The organism is Pedococcus sp. P2_E2 (assembly GCF_056403955.1).
In genome coordinates, this window is sequence record NZ_JBFUEM010000001.1 from 323,610 (window position 1) to 340,164 (window position 16,555).

15 protein-coding genes are annotated in these 16,555 nt (G+C 70.6%); 14 read left to right on the forward strand and 1 reads right to left on the reverse strand.

The features are described 5' to 3' along the window. Window positions 1-10 precede the first annotated feature (10 nt). The 3 genes from dxr to ispG all read left to right on the forward strand — a co-directional run bounded on the left by dxr (window position 11) and on the right by ispG (window position 3,889). Window positions 11-1,279 (forward strand): 1-deoxy-D-xylulose-5-phosphate reductoisomerase, encoded by a 1,269-nt coding sequence (gene dxr, locus AC1DWR_RS01530; protein ID WP_477623397.1) that lies wholly within the window; start codon window positions 11-13, stop codon window positions 1,277-1,279. Continuing rightward, on the forward strand, window positions 1,279-2,640 hold the full coding sequence (locus tag AC1DWR_RS01535; RefSeq protein WP_477623398.1) for a M50 family metallopeptidase: 1,362 nt from the start codon (window positions 1,279-1,281) through the stop codon (window positions 2,638-2,640). Before dxr ends, AC1DWR_RS01535 begins: the two co-directional genes overlap by 1 nt. Before the next feature lie 88 nt (window positions 2,641-2,728). After that, a complete protein-coding gene (gene ispG / locus AC1DWR_RS01540) occupies window positions 2,729-3,889 on the forward strand; it encodes a flavodoxin-dependent (E)-4-hydroxy-3-methylbut-2-enyl-diphosphate synthase (protein WP_477615424.1) in 1,161 nt (386 codons plus the stop codon). A 91-nt stretch (window positions 3,890-3,980) separates the two neighbouring features. Here the strand turns inward: ispG and AC1DWR_RS01545 are convergent, their stop codons facing one another. Further along, window positions 3,981-5,348: an esterase-like activity of phytase family protein gene (locus AC1DWR_RS01545; RefSeq protein ID WP_477623399.1), complete on the reverse strand. Its 1,368-nt coding sequence runs from the start codon at window positions 5,346-5,348 to the stop codon at window positions 3,981-3,983. 279 nt (window positions 5,349-5,627) lie between these two features. Here AC1DWR_RS01545 and AC1DWR_RS01550 point away from each other — a divergent pair, with 279 nt between their 5' ends. The 11 genes from AC1DWR_RS01550 to AC1DWR_RS01600 all read left to right on the forward strand — a co-directional run bounded on the left by AC1DWR_RS01550 (window position 5,628) and on the right by AC1DWR_RS01600 (window position 16,522). Then, a complete protein-coding gene (locus tag AC1DWR_RS01550; protein ID WP_477615422.1) occupies window positions 5,628-6,473 on the forward strand; it encodes a GNAT family N-acetyltransferase in 846 nt (281 codons plus the stop codon). Between the two features lie 33 nt (window positions 6,474-6,506). Further along, a complete protein-coding gene (locus AC1DWR_RS01555) occupies window positions 6,507-6,746 on the forward strand; it encodes a hypothetical protein (protein WP_477615421.1) in 240 nt (79 codons plus the stop codon). 130 nt (window positions 6,747-6,876) lie between these two features. Then, on the forward strand, window positions 6,877-8,748 hold the full coding sequence (locus AC1DWR_RS01560; RefSeq protein WP_477623400.1) for an HNH endonuclease signature motif containing protein: 1,872 nt from the start codon (window positions 6,877-6,879) through the stop codon (window positions 8,746-8,748). Window positions 8,749-8,821: 73 nt separating this feature from the next. Beyond that, on the forward strand, window positions 8,822-9,220 hold the full coding sequence (locus AC1DWR_RS01565; protein ID WP_477623401.1) for a DoxX family protein: 399 nt from the start codon (window positions 8,822-8,824) through the stop codon (window positions 9,218-9,220). A gap of 392 nt (window positions 9,221-9,612) precedes the next feature. After that, window positions 9,613-11,415 carry a proline--tRNA ligase gene (locus AC1DWR_RS01570; RefSeq protein ID WP_477623402.1) on the forward strand — a complete coding sequence of 601 codons (1,803 nt, stop codon included), beginning with the start codon at window positions 9,613-9,615 and terminating at the stop codon, window positions 11,413-11,415. Beyond that, window positions 11,415-12,176, forward strand: coding sequence for an HAD family hydrolase (locus AC1DWR_RS01575; protein WP_477623403.1), 762 nt, complete (start codon window positions 11,415-11,417; stop codon window positions 12,174-12,176). Before AC1DWR_RS01570 ends, AC1DWR_RS01575 begins: the two co-directional genes overlap by 1 nt. Further along, window positions 12,177-12,959, forward strand: a complete 783-nt coding sequence (locus AC1DWR_RS01580; RefSeq protein ID WP_477623404.1) for a TSUP family transporter — start codon at window positions 12,177-12,179, stop codon at window positions 12,957-12,959. A 6-nt stretch (window positions 12,960-12,965) separates the two neighbouring features. Further along, window positions 12,966-13,688, forward strand: a complete 723-nt coding sequence (locus tag AC1DWR_RS01585) for a nucleoside/nucleotide kinase family protein (protein ID WP_477623405.1) — start codon at window positions 12,966-12,968, stop codon at window positions 13,686-13,688. 79 nt (window positions 13,689-13,767) lie between these two features. Then, the gene (locus AC1DWR_RS01590; protein WP_477623406.1) at window positions 13,768-15,228 is read left to right on the forward strand and encodes a ferredoxin reductase family protein; all 1,461 of its coding nucleotides are present in this window, start codon (window positions 13,768-13,770) and stop codon (window positions 15,226-15,228) included. Between the two features lie 8 nt (window positions 15,229-15,236). Then, the gene (locus AC1DWR_RS01595; protein WP_477623407.1) at window positions 15,237-15,737 is read left to right on the forward strand and encodes an FMN-binding protein; all 501 of its coding nucleotides are present in this window, start codon (window positions 15,237-15,239) and stop codon (window positions 15,735-15,737) included. Further along, window positions 15,734-16,522 carry an FAD:protein FMN transferase gene (locus AC1DWR_RS01600; RefSeq protein WP_477623408.1) on the forward strand — a complete coding sequence of 263 codons (789 nt, stop codon included), beginning with the start codon at window positions 15,734-15,736 and terminating at the stop codon, window positions 16,520-16,522. Before AC1DWR_RS01595 ends, AC1DWR_RS01600 begins: the two co-directional genes overlap by 4 nt. The last annotated feature ends 33 nt before the right edge of the window (window positions 16,523-16,555 follow it).

Consider the following 16,555-nt stretch of genomic DNA (forward strand, 5'->3'; position numbering starts at 1 on the left):
GCCTGCCGACATGCGCGACAATGAACCAGTGACTTCCCCGCGCACCGTCGCCGTCCTCGGCTCGACCGGCTCCATCGGCACCCAGGCCCTGGACGTCATCGCGCGCAACCCCGACCGCTTCCGGGTGGTCGCCCTCTCCGCGGGGTCCAACGTCGAGCTGGTCGCCGAGCAGGCAGTCACGTTCGAGGTCGACCTCGTCGCGGTGGCCCGCGGCACCCACGAGCAGGTCGCCGAGGCCATTGGTGCGTATGCCGCGCGGGCCGGCCGCGCGGCATACCGGCCCCAGGTGGTGGTCGGGGACGACGCTGCGGTGACGGCCGCTGGGTGTGGCGCAGACGTCGTCATCAACGGAATCACGGGGGCCATCGGGCTGCGTCCGACGCTGGCGGCCCTGACCGAGGGCTCCACGCTCGCGCTGGCCAACAAGGAGTCGCTCATCGTGGGCGGACCCCTGGTCAAGGCCGCCGCCAAGCCGGACCAGATCGTGCCCGTCGACTCCGAGCACTCGGCCATCGCCCAGTGCCTGCGCGGGGGGCGCGCCGACGAGGTGCGCCGGCTGGTGGTCACCGCCAGTGGGGGACCGTTCCGTGGGCGCAGCCGCGAGTCGTTGCGCCCCGTGACCCCGGCTGAGGCGCTGGCGCACCCGAACTTCTCGATGGGGCGCGTCATCACGACCAACTCGGCGACCCTGGTCAACAAGGGGCTCGAGGTGATCGAGGCGCACCTGCTCTTCGACATCCCGTTCGACCGCATCGACGTCGTCGTCCACCCGCAGCAGCTGATCCACTCGATGGTGGAGTTCGTGGACGGTTCGACCATCGCCCAGGCCGGACCGCCGCGGATGCTCGTGCCGATCGCGCTCGGGCTGTCCTGGCCGGCGCGGCTCGCCGACGTCGACGTCCCCGTGGACTGGACCCAGGCACAGTCGTGGGAGTTTGAACCGCTCGACGACGCGGCCTTCCCGGCCGTGCGCCTTGCCCGACAGGTCGGCGAGGCCGGGGGCACCAGTCCAGCGGTCTACAACGCAGCCAACGAGGTCGCCGTCGATGCCTTCCACGACGGTCGCATCGGCTTCGTCGAGATCGTCGACACGGTGGCCAGGATCGTGGACATCCACGGGTCCGGCGGTGCACGCGGGATCGAATCAGGGACACTGACCGTTGAGGACGTGATGCGCGCGGACGCGTGGGCGCGCGAGGAGGCTCGGAAGGTGCTGGGTTTGCAGACTGGATCGATGACCGAGGAGTCGCTGGCGGACACCGAGGGGGCGCTTCGCTGATGACGGCCCTGCTGTACGTGCTCGGCGTGCTCTTCGTGGTCCTGGGGGTGGGCCTGTCGATCGGGCTGCACGAGATCGGGCACCTCGTCCCCGCCAAGAAGTTCGGGGTCAAGGTCACCCAGTACATGGTCGGCTTCGGGCCGACCGTGTGGTCGACGAGGCGGGGCGAGACCGAGTACGGCATCAAGGGCATCCCGCTCGGCGGCTACATCCGGATGATCGGAATGTTCCCGCCGCGGCCGGGAGACAAGCCCGGGACGTTGCGCGTGTCGAGCACCGGCCGGTTCACCCAGCTCGCCGACGAGGCACGTCAGCTCAGCCTCGAGGAGATCAGGCCCGGCGACGAGGACCGCGTCTTCTACAAGCTGTCGGTGCCGAAGAAGGTCGTCGTCATGATGGGCGGCCCGGTGATGAACCTGGTCATCGCCGTCGTGCTGCTCACCGGTCTGGTGACCATCTACGGCATGCAGGTGGAGAAGGACGGGGCGGTCGTGGCCTCGGTCAGCGAGTGCGTCGTGCCCGCCAGCCAGGCGGCCGCCAAGACGACCTGTGCCCCCTCCGACCCCAAGACCCCGGCCTTCATCGCCGGCATCCGGCCCGGCGACCACATCCTGTCCATCGCAGGCCAACCCATCAAGCGCACCATCGATGTCGGCAAGCAGATCCGGCCCAGGGTCGGCGAGCAGACCGAGATCGTGGTGCTGCGCGACGGCGTCCGGGAGACGCTGCGGGTCAGCCCGATCCGCAACACCGTCCAGCAGGTCGGCCCGGACGGCACCCCGCTGGTGGACGCCGACGGTCAGCCCGTGGTCCTCGAGGCCGGTTTCCTCGGGGTCTCCTCGGCTCCCGTGCTGGCCCTCGAGCGCCAGAGCGTCACGGTTGTTCCTGGCATCCTCGGCGATCAGGTCTCGCACATCGCCGGGGTGCTCCTGCACATCCCGCAGCGGATGACCGACGTCGCGCAGGCGGCGTTCGGCTCCGAGGAACGCGACCCGAACGGTCCGGTGTCCGTGGTCGGCGTGGGCCGGATGGCCGGCGAGATCTCGTCGGGCTCCATCAAGGGACTCGACGACAGCCTCGGCGGCAAGATCGCGATCCTGGTCAACCTGATGGCCGGCCTCAACCTCGCGCTGTTCGTCTTCAACCTGATCCCGCTGCTCCCCCTGGACGGCGGCCACGTCGCGGGAGCGTTGTGGGAGGGGCTCAAGCGCAACGCGGCACGCCTGCTGAATCGCCCGGACCCCGGGCACGTGGACGTCGCCAAGGCGTTGCCCGTCGCCTATGCGGTGTCCTCGGTGCTCATCGTGATGTCCGCGCTGCTCATCTACGCCGACTTCGTCAAGCCCGTCAAGCTCGGCTGACCCCGGCCTCGGGTCGGCCACGCGGCCGGCGCGGAGCCGGCTTCCAGCCGGCGTCGGCCTCCACCTCTCTCTGGGAGATACTCAACGCATGACTGTTGGACTAGGTATGCCGGCCCTGCCCCCGCCCGTGCTCGCGCCCCGCCGCAAGACGCGCAAGATCAAGGTCGGCAAGGTCGAGGTCGGCGGTGACGCCCCCATCTCGGTGCAGTCGATGTGCACGACGCCCACCACCGACATCAACAGCACCCTGCAGCAGATCGCCGAGCTCACCGCCTCGGGCTGCGACATCGTGCGCGTCGCGTGCCCGAGCCAGGACGATGCCGAGGCGCTCCCGGCGATCGCCCGCAAGTCCCAGATCCCGGTCATCGCGGACATCCACTTCCAGCCCAAGTACGTCTTCGCGGCGATCGACGCCGGCTGCGCTGCGGTGCGGGTCAACCCGGGCAACATCCGCAAGTTCGACGACCAGGTGAAGCAGATCGCAGCGGCGGCCAAGGATGCCGGTGTCTCGATCCGGATCGGCGTCAACGCCGGCTCGCTCGACCCCCGGCTTCTCGAGAAGTACGGCAAGGCAACGGCGGAGGCCCTGGTCGAGTCGGCCGTGTGGGAGGCCTCCCTCTTCGAGGAGCACGACTTCCACGACTTCAAGATCTCGGTCAAGCACAATGACCCCGTCGTCATGGTCAAGGCCTACGAGATGCTCTCCGAGCGGGGCGACTGGCCGCTGCACCTCGGGGTGACCGAGGCGGGGCCTGCGTTCCAGGGCACCATCAAGTCCGCCACCGCCTTCGGTGCGCTGTTGTCCAAGGGCATCGGCGACACCATCCGCGTGTCGTTGTCCGCCCCGCCGGTCGAGGAGGTCAAGGTCGGCAACCAGATCCTGCAGTCCCTGAACCTCAAGCCGCGCAAGCTCGAGATCGTGTCCTGCCCCTCGTGCGGTCGGGCCCAGGTCGACGTCTACAAGCTTGCCGACGAGGTCACTGCCGGACTGGAGGGGATGACGGTCCCGCTGCGCGTCGCGGTCATGGGCTGTGTCGTCAACGGTCCCGGCGAGGCTCGCGAGGCCGACCTCGGCGTCGCGTCCGGCAACGGCAAGGGCCAGATCTTCGTCAAGGGCGAGGTCATCAAGACCGTGCCCGAGAGCCAGATCGTCGAGACGCTCATCGAGGAGGCGATGCGCATCGCCGACGAGATGGGTGAGCCCATCGACGAGGAAAGCGCCGGGGCTCCGTCGGTCACGGTCGGCTGACCAGGCTCTCGGGCCCGCCCCCACCAGCGGACCCGAGAGTGACCTGCTCCCCGGCTCAGCCCCGCGACCGAGCCAGCAACTTCCCCTCAGCTCACCCCTGCGGGAGCAACCGCGGGTCGATGCCCAGCGCCTGGTCCAGGGTGACCTCGATGTACTCGTTCGGGTCGGGGACGACTGCCGATCGGCCACCGGTGTTGGGGAAGTTGTTGTCGTTCATCACCGCGATCGTGTGGTCGTCGACGACGGCGAGGTCCTCGATGGTCTCGAAGGCGAACGGGAAGAAGGCTCCCAGCTTGCCGACGTTGGCCGGGTCAGGAACGGCCAGGAGGTTCACGAGGAGCTGCTTGTCGGCATACCCGTCGTGGTCCCGGTCCTTGAGGTCCACGGTGAAGACCGCCTTGAAGCGCGCGTTCGGTCCCGCTCCCGCATCGCGTTCGACAACGAGGAGCTCGTGGTCGTTCAGCGCGATCGCATCTCCGATCGAGTCCCCGGGGCTCTCGAGGCGATAGCGCCAGTAGGTGCCGGTGAACTGCGCCCCGAGGTCCTGGTTGACCTTGACCTCGAAGATCCGCAGGTCCGAGGCCAGACCGGCAGCCTTGTCCTCGGCGATGGAACCCTCGAGCATCGGGTAGAGCCGCTGGCCGTTCGGGGAGATCGCCATGCCCTCGAACCCGCGCGACGACGCGAGGTTGGGCTGCTCACCAACTGCGAGCGTGGGGTTCTGGGGCGCCTTCACCCCCGGGGCCGGAACGGGCGCTTCCAGGAGCCGACCGTGTTCGTCCGCGTGGAGCAGGAACGGTCCGAACTCGTCGCCGAACCAGAAGGTGCCGTCGGGCGCGACCTGCATGGACTCAGGGTCGAAGTCCCAGCCGGTCAGCACTCGGTCCGGCGGGGGGCATGCGTAGCCCGCCGGCAGGGTCGCCGCCGCCGCGCAGCCGCCGTCGCGCCAGATCGTCCAGTCGACATGGTGGTCGGGGTCGCTGAGCAGGAACTGCAGACCGAGGAAGGTCGTCGTCCCTGTGCTGGTGTCGGGCCGGATCCGGTTGACGACCAGCTCGAAGTCCTGGCTGTTGCCCTTCTGGCCGTAGCCGTTGTCGGTCATGACGAGGTAGCTGCCGTCGGCGTTGCGGTGCATGGCCGAGAAGCCCTGTACTGGTTGGGCAGGGTAGGGACGCGCAACCGCCGTCGTCCCGGTCTGGAAGTATCCCGACGACGCAGTACCCGGTCGATAGGTCTCGGCCGGGAGCGAGGAGCGCCCGACCAGCCGGGCCTGGGCGGCTGTCGTCGCGGGGTCGGGATCGACGGTGGCGCCCCCGACGCCGGCCGTGGCGCCGCTCGGCGATGAGGCGAGGGCGGTCGCACAGAGGGCGCCGGCTGCGGCAGCCCCGGTCGCACGTTTCCAGGCACGGCGACGGCTTGCGGGACGTGGGCCCGCGAGGGCCCGGTCGTTCGTGGACATGATGGTCTCCTTGGTGAGCTGGTCCGGTGTTGGTGCTGGTGTTGGTTTTCCCGCCTGGTGTCGGCGTTCGTGTCGCTCTTGCTTGTCGCTGCCGCACGAGCGGTGGCTCGTGGATCCGCAGCAAGCTGCGGCAAACTCGACGATCCCGTGGCAGACGCAGCTGCGTCGTCCACCAGGGAGCCCGACTACGTCGCCCCCTCGGCCACAGCTGTGGACCGCAGGACGACGGGAGGGCGGCGTTCTGCGGCGCGCTGACCCGGCGAGCCCTAGGCTGGATCCGTGCTGCGCACTCGAAACCCGGTCCACGCGCTGTCGCCCTCGGACCGCGACGCCGCGTTGGAGGTGTGCGCGCGGAACCTGCCGGCGAACGTGTTCGTGGCCGCCCGCCTCCTCGAGGGAGTGCTCAGCAGCCAGCCCGGAACCGTTCTCGGGCACAAGGTCGGCGGCAGTCTCGAGGCGCTGTGCTGGTCCAGCGCCAACCTCGTCCCGGTGGAGGCCGACGAGCAGACGCTGAGCTTCTTCGCCGACCGGGTCCGCCGCTGGCGCCGCCACTGTGCCTCGATCCTCGGGCCGGCCGACCAGGTGGCCGAGCTCTGGCGGCACCTCGCACCCGCATGGGGACCGGCACGCGCCGTGCGGGCGAACCAGCCGTTGATGAGCAGCATGGACCGGCCCTCAGCCCTCGGGATCGAGCTCGACCCGAGGGTGCGTCCGGCCCGGGAGCACGAGGTGGACCTCGTGATGCCTGCCGCGGCGCACATGTTCGAGGGCGAGATCGGCTACCCGCCCTACACCGGCTCCGGCGCGGCATACCGGTCGGCACTCCTGGCCCTCATCGACCGTGGCCACACCTTCATCGCGGTCGAGGACGGCGCGGTGATCTTCAAGGCCGACGTGGGCTCCGTTGCGCTCGGCTGCGCGCAGCTCCAGGGGGTGTGGCTGGCACCGCACCTGCGGGGGCGCGGACTCTCCGTGCCCCTCATGGCGTCCGTGGTCGAGCAGGTGATGGAGACCCGCGCGCGCTGGGTCACGTTGTACGTCAACGACTTCAACGAGAGTGCCCGGGCCACGTATGCGCGGGTCGGCTTCGAGGACGTCGGTAACTTCTCGACCGTCCTGCTCTGATGAGCGGCGTTCGCTGCTGATGGACCCCTCCTGATGGACCCCTCGCTGCGGTCGGAGCCGCGCCCGGACACACCCGCTGCCGGAAACGCGCTGCTCTGGATGACCGGGTCGCTCGCCCTCTTCGGTGCCTTCCTCGTCGCCGTGCCTGGCCGGGAGACAGCCGGGCGCACGTGGCTGTGGGTCGGCCTCGTCCTGCTGGTCGTCGGTGGCGCGACCTTTGCGCTCGCCCTCAGGGCTCGGCTGTCCTATCGGCGCGAGCACCGCAGCGACTGAAGCCCGGCCTTCATAGCAGGCGGCACTGACAGTGAAGTGGTGGGGTCACTGCGCCAATTCTGTTGTCTGGCAATCGAATTCATCGCTCGTACAGGTTGAAAGGGAGTGTTGCGTGGGCTAGAGTGGACATATGTTCGAACTCGCCGACCTCCACCTTCGACTCCAGTCGGAGCTCGGTCGAGTGCGCGCCGTCGGGGCCGAGGCGTCGGGCGCGGAGTGGGTGGAGCTGGCGGGTTCGTGCCAGCAGCTGATCAACGTCGCGGCGGCGATGCAGACGGTTGCCCTGGCGCACGTGGCCGCGACCGATGACGTCGTGTGTGAGGACGGCACCATCGAGGAGGAGTTCCGGGGCCTCGGCCACCAGCGGCTGGACGCTCCCGCTCTCGTGCAGGACCGGTTGGGGCTCACCACGTCCGGAGCGACTGACCGGGTCGCGACCGCGGTGGACCTCGTGACGCGTCACCCCGCCCTGGTCGAGGCCATGGCGGCTGGGCGGCTCGACACCTACCGCGCCGGGATCGTTGCGGAGGAGCTGGCCGACGCCACGCCGGAGGTCTGCGCCGAGGTGGCCGACCGGATCGGCGAGCGGCTCGGCACCGAAGCAGGCGGTGCGTTGCGCCGCCGGACTCGTCGCGTCCTGGCGTCGGTGGATGCAGACCTCGTGCGGCGCAAGGCCGAGCGCGCGCGGGCCGAGCGGTCGCTGCGTCGCAGCGCCTTCTCTCCCGGGGTGGACGAGTGGAGTGCGAAGGTGCCCGTCGAGGAGTCGCGAACCGCGTGGTCGGTGGTCGACGGGTTGGCCCGGAGCTATGTCCTCGACGGCAAGTGCGCGGGCATCGAGCAGGCCCGGGCAGACGCCCTGATGGATCTCATCCACGCTCGGGCCACCGGTGAGGTCACGGTGCACCTGACGGTCCCGGCCAGCGCGGTCGCCCGCGAGGCCGCCGCCGCAGAGGCGGCTCGTGACGAGGGCGCAAGGAGCGACGGGGACGGCGGCCGACGCGCTGCCGAACTGGTGCCGGTGACGGGATTCGGTATGCCGGGTGTCACCCATGTGCGCGCCTCCTGGGTTGCGTCGGTGGCGCAGCGCCGACAAGGACCGCGCGGTGGCGCGACGGAGCCTGCGCCGGCTGGCGACGCGGGCGCGCCGTCAGCTCCGAAGTCCACCGCATCGTTCCACGTGGTGGCGTGTCACGACACGTCGGGCGCGCTCGCGTCCCTGCCGATGAGCGCGGAGCGCCCAGCCCGAAGGTTTCGGAGCCTCCCAGCTCCAGGGGGCGGGTCCCGTGCAGGCAGTCGCGACTCAGGTCGCTATCGACCTCCCCAGTGGATGATCGACTTCGTCAAGGCGAGGGACGGTCAGTGCCGCTTTCCCGGATGTGCGATCAGTGCGAGGTTCTGCGACGTCGACCACGTGGTCCCGTGGCCCGTGGGCGCGACCGATCCGACCAACCTGGTGTGCCTGTGTCGACGCCATCACCGCATCAAGCAACGGCCACGGTGGCGATCGCGCCTCGACGCGGACGGCGCCCTGGTCTGGACCGATCCCACAGGCCACCTGAGCACCACCGTGCCCTTCGACCAGCTTCAGTGTGGATCTGAGGCCGCCTCAGCGATCACCACCATGAGTGGTGACGCCCACCCGGCGGTGGTCGTGGACGCTGAGGTGGACGTCGAGGTGGGCGTCGAGATAGCCGTGGAAATGGACGGGATCGCCGGGCTGACTTCGCTGCTGGAGGAGGGAGTGCAGCACCTGACCGAGCACCACCTCGTCGAACTGGCCTGCCGTCCCGGCAACCTCACCACCCGCAACCGCCGCGCGCTGCGGACCGGGCGGCGGGTCGACTTCGGCCGCCTCGAGTGGTTCTCGACGAGGGGGCGCTCGAGGGTGGAGATCATCCAGGTGTGCGACCGGCTCGACGCGGACAGACTCCTGTTCCACGGCCATGGCTCCACCTCGCGCCTGATCCGAGGCCCGTCCCCCGAGGACCCGCCTCCGTTCTAGACGGCGAGTCGGCGTGCGCATGGATCGCAGCAGCTCGCCGCTGGCCGCGAGCTCTGCCTGACAGGATGGCGGCATGCCCCGCTCCGTCGCGCCCCTGACCAAGGACATCGTCGGCCTCGCCGGCCTGTTCATCACCTCGGGGACGACCCACCTCGTCAAGCCCGAGCTGTTCGAGCCGCTGGTGCCGAACTCGTTGCCGCGCCGGCGCGAGCTGATCTACCTCTCGGGCGTTGCCGAACTCGCCTGCGCGGCGGGGCTGCTGCACCCGCGCACCCGCCGGTATGCCGGGTGGGCGAGTGCCGCCCTGCTCCTCGCCATCCTGCCGGGCAACGTGCAGATGAGCGCCAACTACGGCAAGCGCGCGCAGCGAAAGGGCACTCCGGCAGCGCAGGCCGCCTTCGCGGGCACCGTGGCACGGCTGCCGCTGCAGCTCCCGTTGATCCGCACCGCCCTCAGGGCCGCTGGGCGCTGACGCGCGCGGGCGGTCGTCGCGCTAGGTCGTGGTCTGGTCTGCCGGCTGCTTGGCGTTGTTCTCGGCGCGATCCCGCGCCGCCTTCGCCTTGGAAATCCTCAGAGCCTCTTGCTCTCGACGATCCATCGATCGCTTTCGTGTAAACGGCCACACGCAGCCATCACCCCCCCGCTTGGGAACCCCCGACCCGACCGACAGACTTCCGCAAAACGGACAAACTCACAAGCCGGCGGGGACCAATACCTGCAGGTCGCACCCCGTCCCCCAGAGATCTGATCGCTGCTGGTTGCGGCGCCCGTCAACCCGACGAAGGCGACGAAGGAAACCGTGGTGAGCACGCGGCATACCGACGGATATCCTCTGGGGGTTGTCCGCCAACCGAGGAGTGCCACGTGGCCCTGCGCATGTCGACCCTGTTCCTGCGAACCCTTCGCGAGGATCCGGCCGATGCCGAGGTGCCGAGCCACCGGTTGCTCGTCCGGGCGGGCTACATCCGACGGGTCAGCCCCGGCATCTACACCTGGCTGCCGCTGGGCCTGCGCGTGCTGCGCAAGGTCGAGACCATCGTCCGCGAGGAGATGGACGAGATCGGCGCCCAGGAGCTGCTCTTCCCTGCGCTGCTGCCCAAGGAACCCTTCGAGGCGAGCGGTCGCTGGACCGAGTACGGCCCCAACATCTTCCGCCTGCAGGACCGCAAGGGCGGCGACTACCTGCTCGGGCCGACCCACGAGGAGATGTTCACGCTCGCGGTCAAGGACCTGTACTCGTCCTACAAGGACCTTCCGCTGGCGATCTACCAGATCCAGACGAAGTACCGCGACGAGGCGCGTCCGCGGGCCGGCGTGCTCCGTGGCCGCGAGTTCGTCATGAAGGACTCCTACTCCTTCGACCTCGACGCGGCCGGCCTCGACAAGGCCTACCAGCTGCACCGCGACGCCTACATCCGCATCTTCGACCGGCTCGGCTTCCACTACGTCATCGTCCAGGCGATGGCCGGTGCCATGGGTGGCAGCAAGAGCGAGGAGTTCCTCGCCACCGCCGAGAACGGCGAGGACACCTACGTCCGCTGCCCGAACTGTGGGTATGCCGCGAACGTCGAGGCCGTGCGCGTCCCCGTCCCCGACGCCATCTCGTATGCCGACGTGCCCGCTGCGCACGCGGAGTCCACCCCGGACACCCCCACCATCGACGCGCTCGTCGCCCGCCTCAACGCGCACTTCCCCCGCGAGGACCGACCCTGGGCTGCGGGCGACACGCTCAAGAACGTCATCGTGACGGTGGTCCACCCCGACGGCACGCGTGAGCCGCTGGCCATCGGCGTGCCCGGCGACCGCGAGATCGACGAGAAGCGGCTCGGCGCCCAGGTCGACCCGGCCGAGGTGGAGGCCTTCGAGGAGAAGGACTTCGCCGCCAACCCGGCGCTCGTCAAGGGCTACATCGGGCCCGGCGCGCTCGGCTCGGAGTCTGCCTCGAAGATCCGCTACGTGCTCGACCCGCGGGTCTCCGAGGGCACCCGCTGGGTCACGGGTGCGAACGAGGCCGGCAAGCACGTGATCGACCTGGTGGCCGGCCGCGACTTCACCGCTGACGGCACCATCGAGGCCGCTGACGTGCGCCCCGGCGACGCGTGCCCGAGCTGTGGCCACGGACTGGAGTCGGCCCGCGGCATCGAGATGGGACACATCTTCCAGCTCGGCACCAAGTACGCCGAGGCGCTCGACCTCAAGGTGCTGGACCAGAACGGCAAGCTGCAGACCGTGGTCATGGGTTCCTACGGCGTCGGCGTCTCGCGTGCCGTGGCCTGCGTCGCCGAGGGCAACCACGACGAGCTCGGCCTGCGCTGGCCCCGGGAGATCAGCCCCGTCGACGTGCACGTCGTCGCCACCGGCAAGGACGCGACCCGCGACCCCGAGGTCTTCGCGACGTCCGAGGAGATCACGCGCGCCCTCGAGGCCCAGGGCCTGTCGGTGCTCTACGACGACCGCCACAAGGTCAGCCCCGGCGTGAAGTTCAAGGACTCCGAGCTGATCGGGGTCCCGACGATCGTGGTGGTGGGCAAGTCGCTCGAGAACGGCATCGTCGAGATCAAGGACCGCGCCACCGGCGACCGTCGCGAGGTCCCGGTGCAGGACGTCGTGGCCGAGGTGGTCCGAGAGGTCCGCGGCGACCGCGAGGTCCGCGGCTCCGAGTCCTGATGGGCGGCTCTGCGCCGATCGAAGCGCTGATCTTCGACTGGGGCGGGACGCTCACGCCCTGGCACGACGTCGACCTGCCCCAGCAGTGGCGCGTCTTCGCCCGCGAGGTGCACGGACTGCCGGTCGATGACCCGGGCATGCCCGTCGAGGAGCTCGCCGAGGCCGACTCGCTGGCCATCCGCATCCACGAGGCCGAGGAGAAGGCCTGGTCTCGCGGCCGCCAGACCCATGAGAGCGCCTCCATCGAGGAGATCCTCGCGGACGCCGGGGTCGACGCGGACCACGACCGGCACCTCCTGGCGCTCGCGGCATACCGGAGGTTCTGGGAGCCGCACACGCACACCGACCCGCAGGTGCGCCCGCTCTGGGAGGGGCTGCACGACCGCGGCCTCAAGGTCGGTGTGCTGTCCAACACCATCTGGAGCCGCGCCTACCACCGCGAGGTCTTCCAGCGTGACGGTGTCCTCGACCTGCTCGACGGCGACGTGTACTCCTCGGAGATCCACGTCGTGAAGCCGCACCCGGAGGCGTTCCTGGCGGCGTGCGAGGCAGTCGACGTCGCGCCGCAGGCCGCCGTCTACGTCGGCGACCGCCTCTTCGAGGACGTCCACGGGCCGCAGCAGGTCGGCATGCGCGCGATCTGGATCCCGCACAGCGACATCCCGGTCAACCAGCAGGTAGCGGTCGACGTGACCCCCGACGCCCAGGCCCACGAGCTGCTCGACATCCTCTCGATCGTCGACGGCTGGCTGGGGCAGTAGGTGCCGGACGTCGACCTGACCACGGTCCTCCTCATGGCCCTGACGGGGTTCGGTGCGGGCTGGATCGACGCGGTCGTCGGCGGTGGCGGCCTCGTGCAGCTGCCCGCCCTGCTGCTCGGCTTCCCCGGGGCGTCACCCGCGCAGCTGCTCGCCACCAACAAGATCGCCTCGATCTTCGGCACGACGACCAGCTCGATCACCTACTGGCGCAGGGTCCGTCCCGACCTGCGCACCGCGCTGCCGATGGCGGCCGTCGCCTACCTCGGCGCGGTCGGGGGTGCCTTGCTCGGCCTGCACATCCCCAAGAGTGCGTTCAACCCGATCATCCTCGTGATGCTGGTGGTCGTCGGCGCCTACACCATCGCCAAGCCCTCCCTCGGCGCCGAGACCGCCCTGCGCTTCGCGGGTCACCGGCACACCGTCATCGCGATGATCACGGGCTTCGTCATCGGGGTCTACGACGGTGCCCTCGGTCCGGGTACCGGCTCGTTCCTCGTCTTCGCGCTCGTCGGGCTGATGGGCTACGCCTTCCTGGAGGCCAGCGCGAAGGCCAAGATCGCGAACTTCGCCACCAACCTCGGGGCGCTGACCGTGTTCGTCCCCGGTGGCCACGTCATGTGGAAGATCGGGGCGGTGATGGCCGTGGCGAACATCGCCGGCGGCTACGTCGGAGCGCGGACGGCCGTGGCGCGGGGGAGTCGGTTCGTCCGCGTGGTCTTCGTGGTGGTGCTCGTGGCCTTCATCGTCAGGATCGGCGGCTCGGTGCTCGGCTGGTGGAGCTGACCGGGGATGGACGCCTCCCGCGAACCCGGTGGTCCGGAGGTCGCCGGCGCGCCGTCGCTGCCCGCGCTGAGTGAGCTGCTGGACCGGTGCGCCGGCCTCGTGTCCGAGGCTGCCGGCGGACGCCGACGGGTCCTGGGCATCGCGGGGCCACCGGGCGCAGGCAAGACCACCCTGGTCGCGGCGCTGCTGCACGCCGTGGCAGCCGACCCGCGACTGGCCGGCCGCGTCGCCCACGTGCCGATGGACGGCTTCCACCTGCCCGGTGCCGAGCTGGGACGGCTGGGCCGCTTGAACCGCAAGGGGGCGCCGGACACCTTCGACGTCGAGGCGTATGCCGCGCTGCTCGCCGCCGTTCGCGGCTCACCGCGCGTGGTGGTCCGGGCCCCCGCCTTCGACCACGCGGTGGGGGAGCCCGAGGCCGAGGCCATCGAGGTCGGCCCCGCCGCGGACCTCGTTGTCTCCGAGGGCAACTACCTGTTGCTCGACGACCCGGCGTGGCGCCCGGTGCGGGCGCTGCTCGACGAGGCGTGGTTCTGCGCCCTGGCGGACGACCGGCGCCGCCAGCGCCTCATCGACCGCCACGTGAAGACCGGCAGGGCCCTCGAGGACGCGACGGCCTGGGTCGACCGGTCCGACGAGGCCAATGCCCGGCTCGTCGCCGGAGGCCGGAACTTCGCGGACCTGGTGCTGGTCGACGGCCGGATCGTCCGAGGCCCTGCGGCACCCTGAGAGGGGGTCCCTTGGACTCACGCACCGGTCATGGCTGGTGCACAGCAAACACCCAGACTCGCGACCCACAGTGCTGGATGTGACCACCACCGACCTGCCGCGCTCTGCGGTGACCTCCGCCCACGACCCCGCGCACGCGGCATACCGAGCTGACGCCGGTCGAGCCCACGCCCGCCGTCCCGCCGTGCGGGTCGTGCCGCGCTGGTGGCGCGATGCGTCCGTCAGCGCCTTCTGGCTGGTGCAGCTCTGGGTGACCGCGCTGTGGGTCCAGCACGGTGGCATCCAGGACCTCGGGTCGCTCTCGGGTGCGCTCACCAGCCTCGGGCGCCTCACCGGGCTGGTCGCCTCGGCCCTGCTGCTGGTCCAGGTGTTCCTGATGGCCCGGGTGCCGTGGTTCGAACAGGCCTGGGGCCAGGACGAGCTCGCGCGCACGCACCGGCTCGTCGGGTTCACGTCCTTCAACCTGCTGTGGGCGCACATCGTCCTCATCACGCTCGGGTATGCCGCCGCCTCACCCCTGGGGTTGTGGGGCACCATCGTCGACTTCGTCCTCAACTACCCCGGGATGCTCCTGGCGGTGGCCGGCACGGTCGCCCTCTGCCTGGTCGTCGTCACCTCGGTGCGCAAGGCACGACGGCGGCTGCGGTACGAGTCCTGGCACCTCATCCACCTCTACGGCTACCTCGGCGCCGGGCTGGCGCTGCCGCACCAGCTGTGGACCGGTCAGGAGTTCCTGGCCTCGACGGCGTCGACCGTCTTCTGGTGGGGCCTGTATGCCGTGTGCGCCGCGACCGTGCTCGTCTTCCGGGTGGGGCTGCCCCTGTTCCGCTCACTGCGGGCGCCGCTGCGCGTCGTCGCCGTGCACGCCGAGGCGCCGGGGGTGACCACGGTCGTCGTCGGTGGGCCCGGCGTGGCGCGGATGCGACCCGCGGCAGGGCAGTTCTTCCAGTGGCGCTTCGTCGACGGGCCCGGCTGGACCCGGGCCAACCCCTACTCCCTGTCGGCGGCTCCGGACGGGCGACACCTGCGCGTCACCGCTGCCCACGTGGGGGACGGCACCGAGCGGCTGGCCACCCTGCGGCCGGGCACGCGGGTGCTCGTCGAGGGGCCGTACGGCCGACTCCACCCCGGGGTCCGCACTCGCCGCAAGGTGCTCCTCATGGGCGCGGGAATCGGCATCACCCCCATCCGGGCTCTGCTCGAGGGACTCGACCAGGACCCTGGCGACGTCGTGGTCATCCACCGGGCCAGCACGCGAGAGCAGTTCGTGCTCGGCGAAGAGCTGTTCCGGATCGCGACCGACCGCGGCGCCCGCTACGTCACCGTCGAGGGACACCGGGTGCCCGGGCGTGACACCTGGCTGCCTGCGGCCGCCGCGCACCTGACCGACGCGGCCGCCCTGGCCCAGCTCGTGCCGGACGTCGCCGAACGTGACGTCTTCCTGTGCGGGGCGCCTGCCTGGATGGACGCCGCCCGCCGGGCGGCGCTCGACTGCGGGGTCCCGGCCACCAACATCCACCTCGAGCGGTTCGAGTACTAGGAGGACCCATGCGAAGAATCACCCTGTGGGCCCTGTCCACCCTGACCACGTTGGTGCTGCTGTTCAGCTACCACACCTCCACCGCCGGCTCGGGGACGACGCTGGCCGCCGGGACCTCGGTCCAGGCGCCGGCCGCTGCCTCGGGCACGACGGACTCGGGGACCACGGGCTCCGGAACGACGGACTCGGGGACCACGGACTCGGGGACGACCTCGGGCTCGAGCACCTCCGCCGCCAAGACCTACGACGGAGACACGGTGCAGACGCGATGGGGGCCCGTGCAGGTCCGGATCACCGTGCAGGACGGCAAGATCACCGCCTCCGAGGCGATCGTGTACCCCAACGGGAACCACGAGGACGTCCAGATCAACTCCGCCGCGCTGCCGGTCCTCAGCCAGGAGGCGGTGCAGCAGCAGAGTGCCGACATCGACATGGTGTCCGGCGCGACCGTGACCTCCGAGGGCTACCTGTCGTCGCTGCAGTCCGCGATCGACCAGGCCCACCTGTGACTGCCGTGACGGCGACCCCGCGCAGGGCGTTCGTCGAGCAGGTCATGGGGATGCCGGTCTCGATCCACCTCCGAGGAGAGGCGCGGGGTGCCCTGGACGACCCCGGGGTCGTCACCGCCGTCGAGCAGGCCTTTGCCGTGCTGCGCAGGGTCGACTCGGTCTTCAGCACCTGGCGCGAGGACAGCGACCTGATGCGGGTGAGGCGAGGCGAGCTCCCCGCGGCGCAGGCGCATCCGTGGCTGGCCGAGGTCGAGCAACTCTGTGCCGAGGCGCAGTGGCGCACGGCTGGGCTGTTCAGCGCCTCCTACGCCAGCTCCTCCCACGACAGCACCTCCCACGACAGCGCTGCCACCAGCGGGACCTCCTACGACCCGACGGGGCTGGTCAAGGGGTGGGCCGTCGAGCGGGCGGCGATGCACCTGCGGCACGTGCCCGGGATCTCGTGGTGCCTGAACGCGGGCGGCGACCTGTTCGCCGGCGCCGGTCGTGCGGCCCCGCCGAGCACCTGGCGCGTCGGTGTCGAGGACCCTCGCGAGCCCTCCGCCGTCGCGGCGACGATCCCCCTGCGCAGTGGCGGGTTGGCGACGTCCGGCGCAGCCGCCAGGGGAGCGCACGTCGTCGACCCGCGGAGCGGCGCGGCCATCACCCGCCCCGGTTCGGCGACGGTCTGGGGCCCCAGCCTCCTGTGGGCGGACGTCTGGGCGACGGCCCTCTTTGTGGACCCGTTGGCGGGGGAACGTGCGCTGGAAGGCGCCGACCCGGCATACCGGTCGCTGTTGCTCTGAATGAGCGGTGGTGGGGTGGCACCGGCCTCGGCG

Excerpts from the sequence above, each read along its gene's own strand:
- AC1DWR_RS01575 (WP_477623403.1), top strand. The coding sequence starts at position 11,415 with ATGGGCGGCTCTGCGCCGATCGAAGCGCTGATCTTCGACTGGGGCGGG.
- AC1DWR_RS01585 (WP_477623405.1), top strand. The coding sequence starts at position 12,966 with ATGGACGCCTCCCGCGAACCCGGTGGTCCGGAGGTCGCCGGCGCGCCG.
- dxr (WP_477623397.1), top strand. The coding sequence starts at position 11 with ATGCGCGACAATGAACCAGTGACTTCCCCGCGCACCGTCGCCGTCCTC.
- AC1DWR_RS01535 (WP_477623398.1), top strand. The coding sequence starts at position 1,279 with ATGACGGCCCTGCTGTACGTGCTCGGCGTGCTCTTCGTGGTCCTGGGG.
- AC1DWR_RS01545 (WP_477623399.1), bottom strand. The coding sequence starts at position 5,348 with ATGTCCACGAACGACCGGGCCCTCGCGGGCCCACGTCCCGCAAGCCGT.
- AC1DWR_RS01595 (WP_477623407.1), top strand. The coding sequence starts at position 15,237 with ATGCGAAGAATCACCCTGTGGGCCCTGTCCACCCTGACCACGTTGGTG.
- AC1DWR_RS01560 (WP_477623400.1), top strand. The coding sequence starts at position 6,877 with ATGTTCGAACTCGCCGACCTCCACCTTCGACTCCAGTCGGAGCTCGGT.
- AC1DWR_RS01555 (WP_477615421.1), top strand. The coding sequence starts at position 6,507 with ATGGACCCCTCGCTGCGGTCGGAGCCGCGCCCGGACACACCCGCTGCC.
- AC1DWR_RS01565 (WP_477623401.1), top strand. The coding sequence starts at position 8,822 with ATGCCCCGCTCCGTCGCGCCCCTGACCAAGGACATCGTCGGCCTCGCC.
- ispG (WP_477615424.1), top strand. The coding sequence starts at position 2,729 with ATGACTGTTGGACTAGGTATGCCGGCCCTGCCCCCGCCCGTGCTCGCG.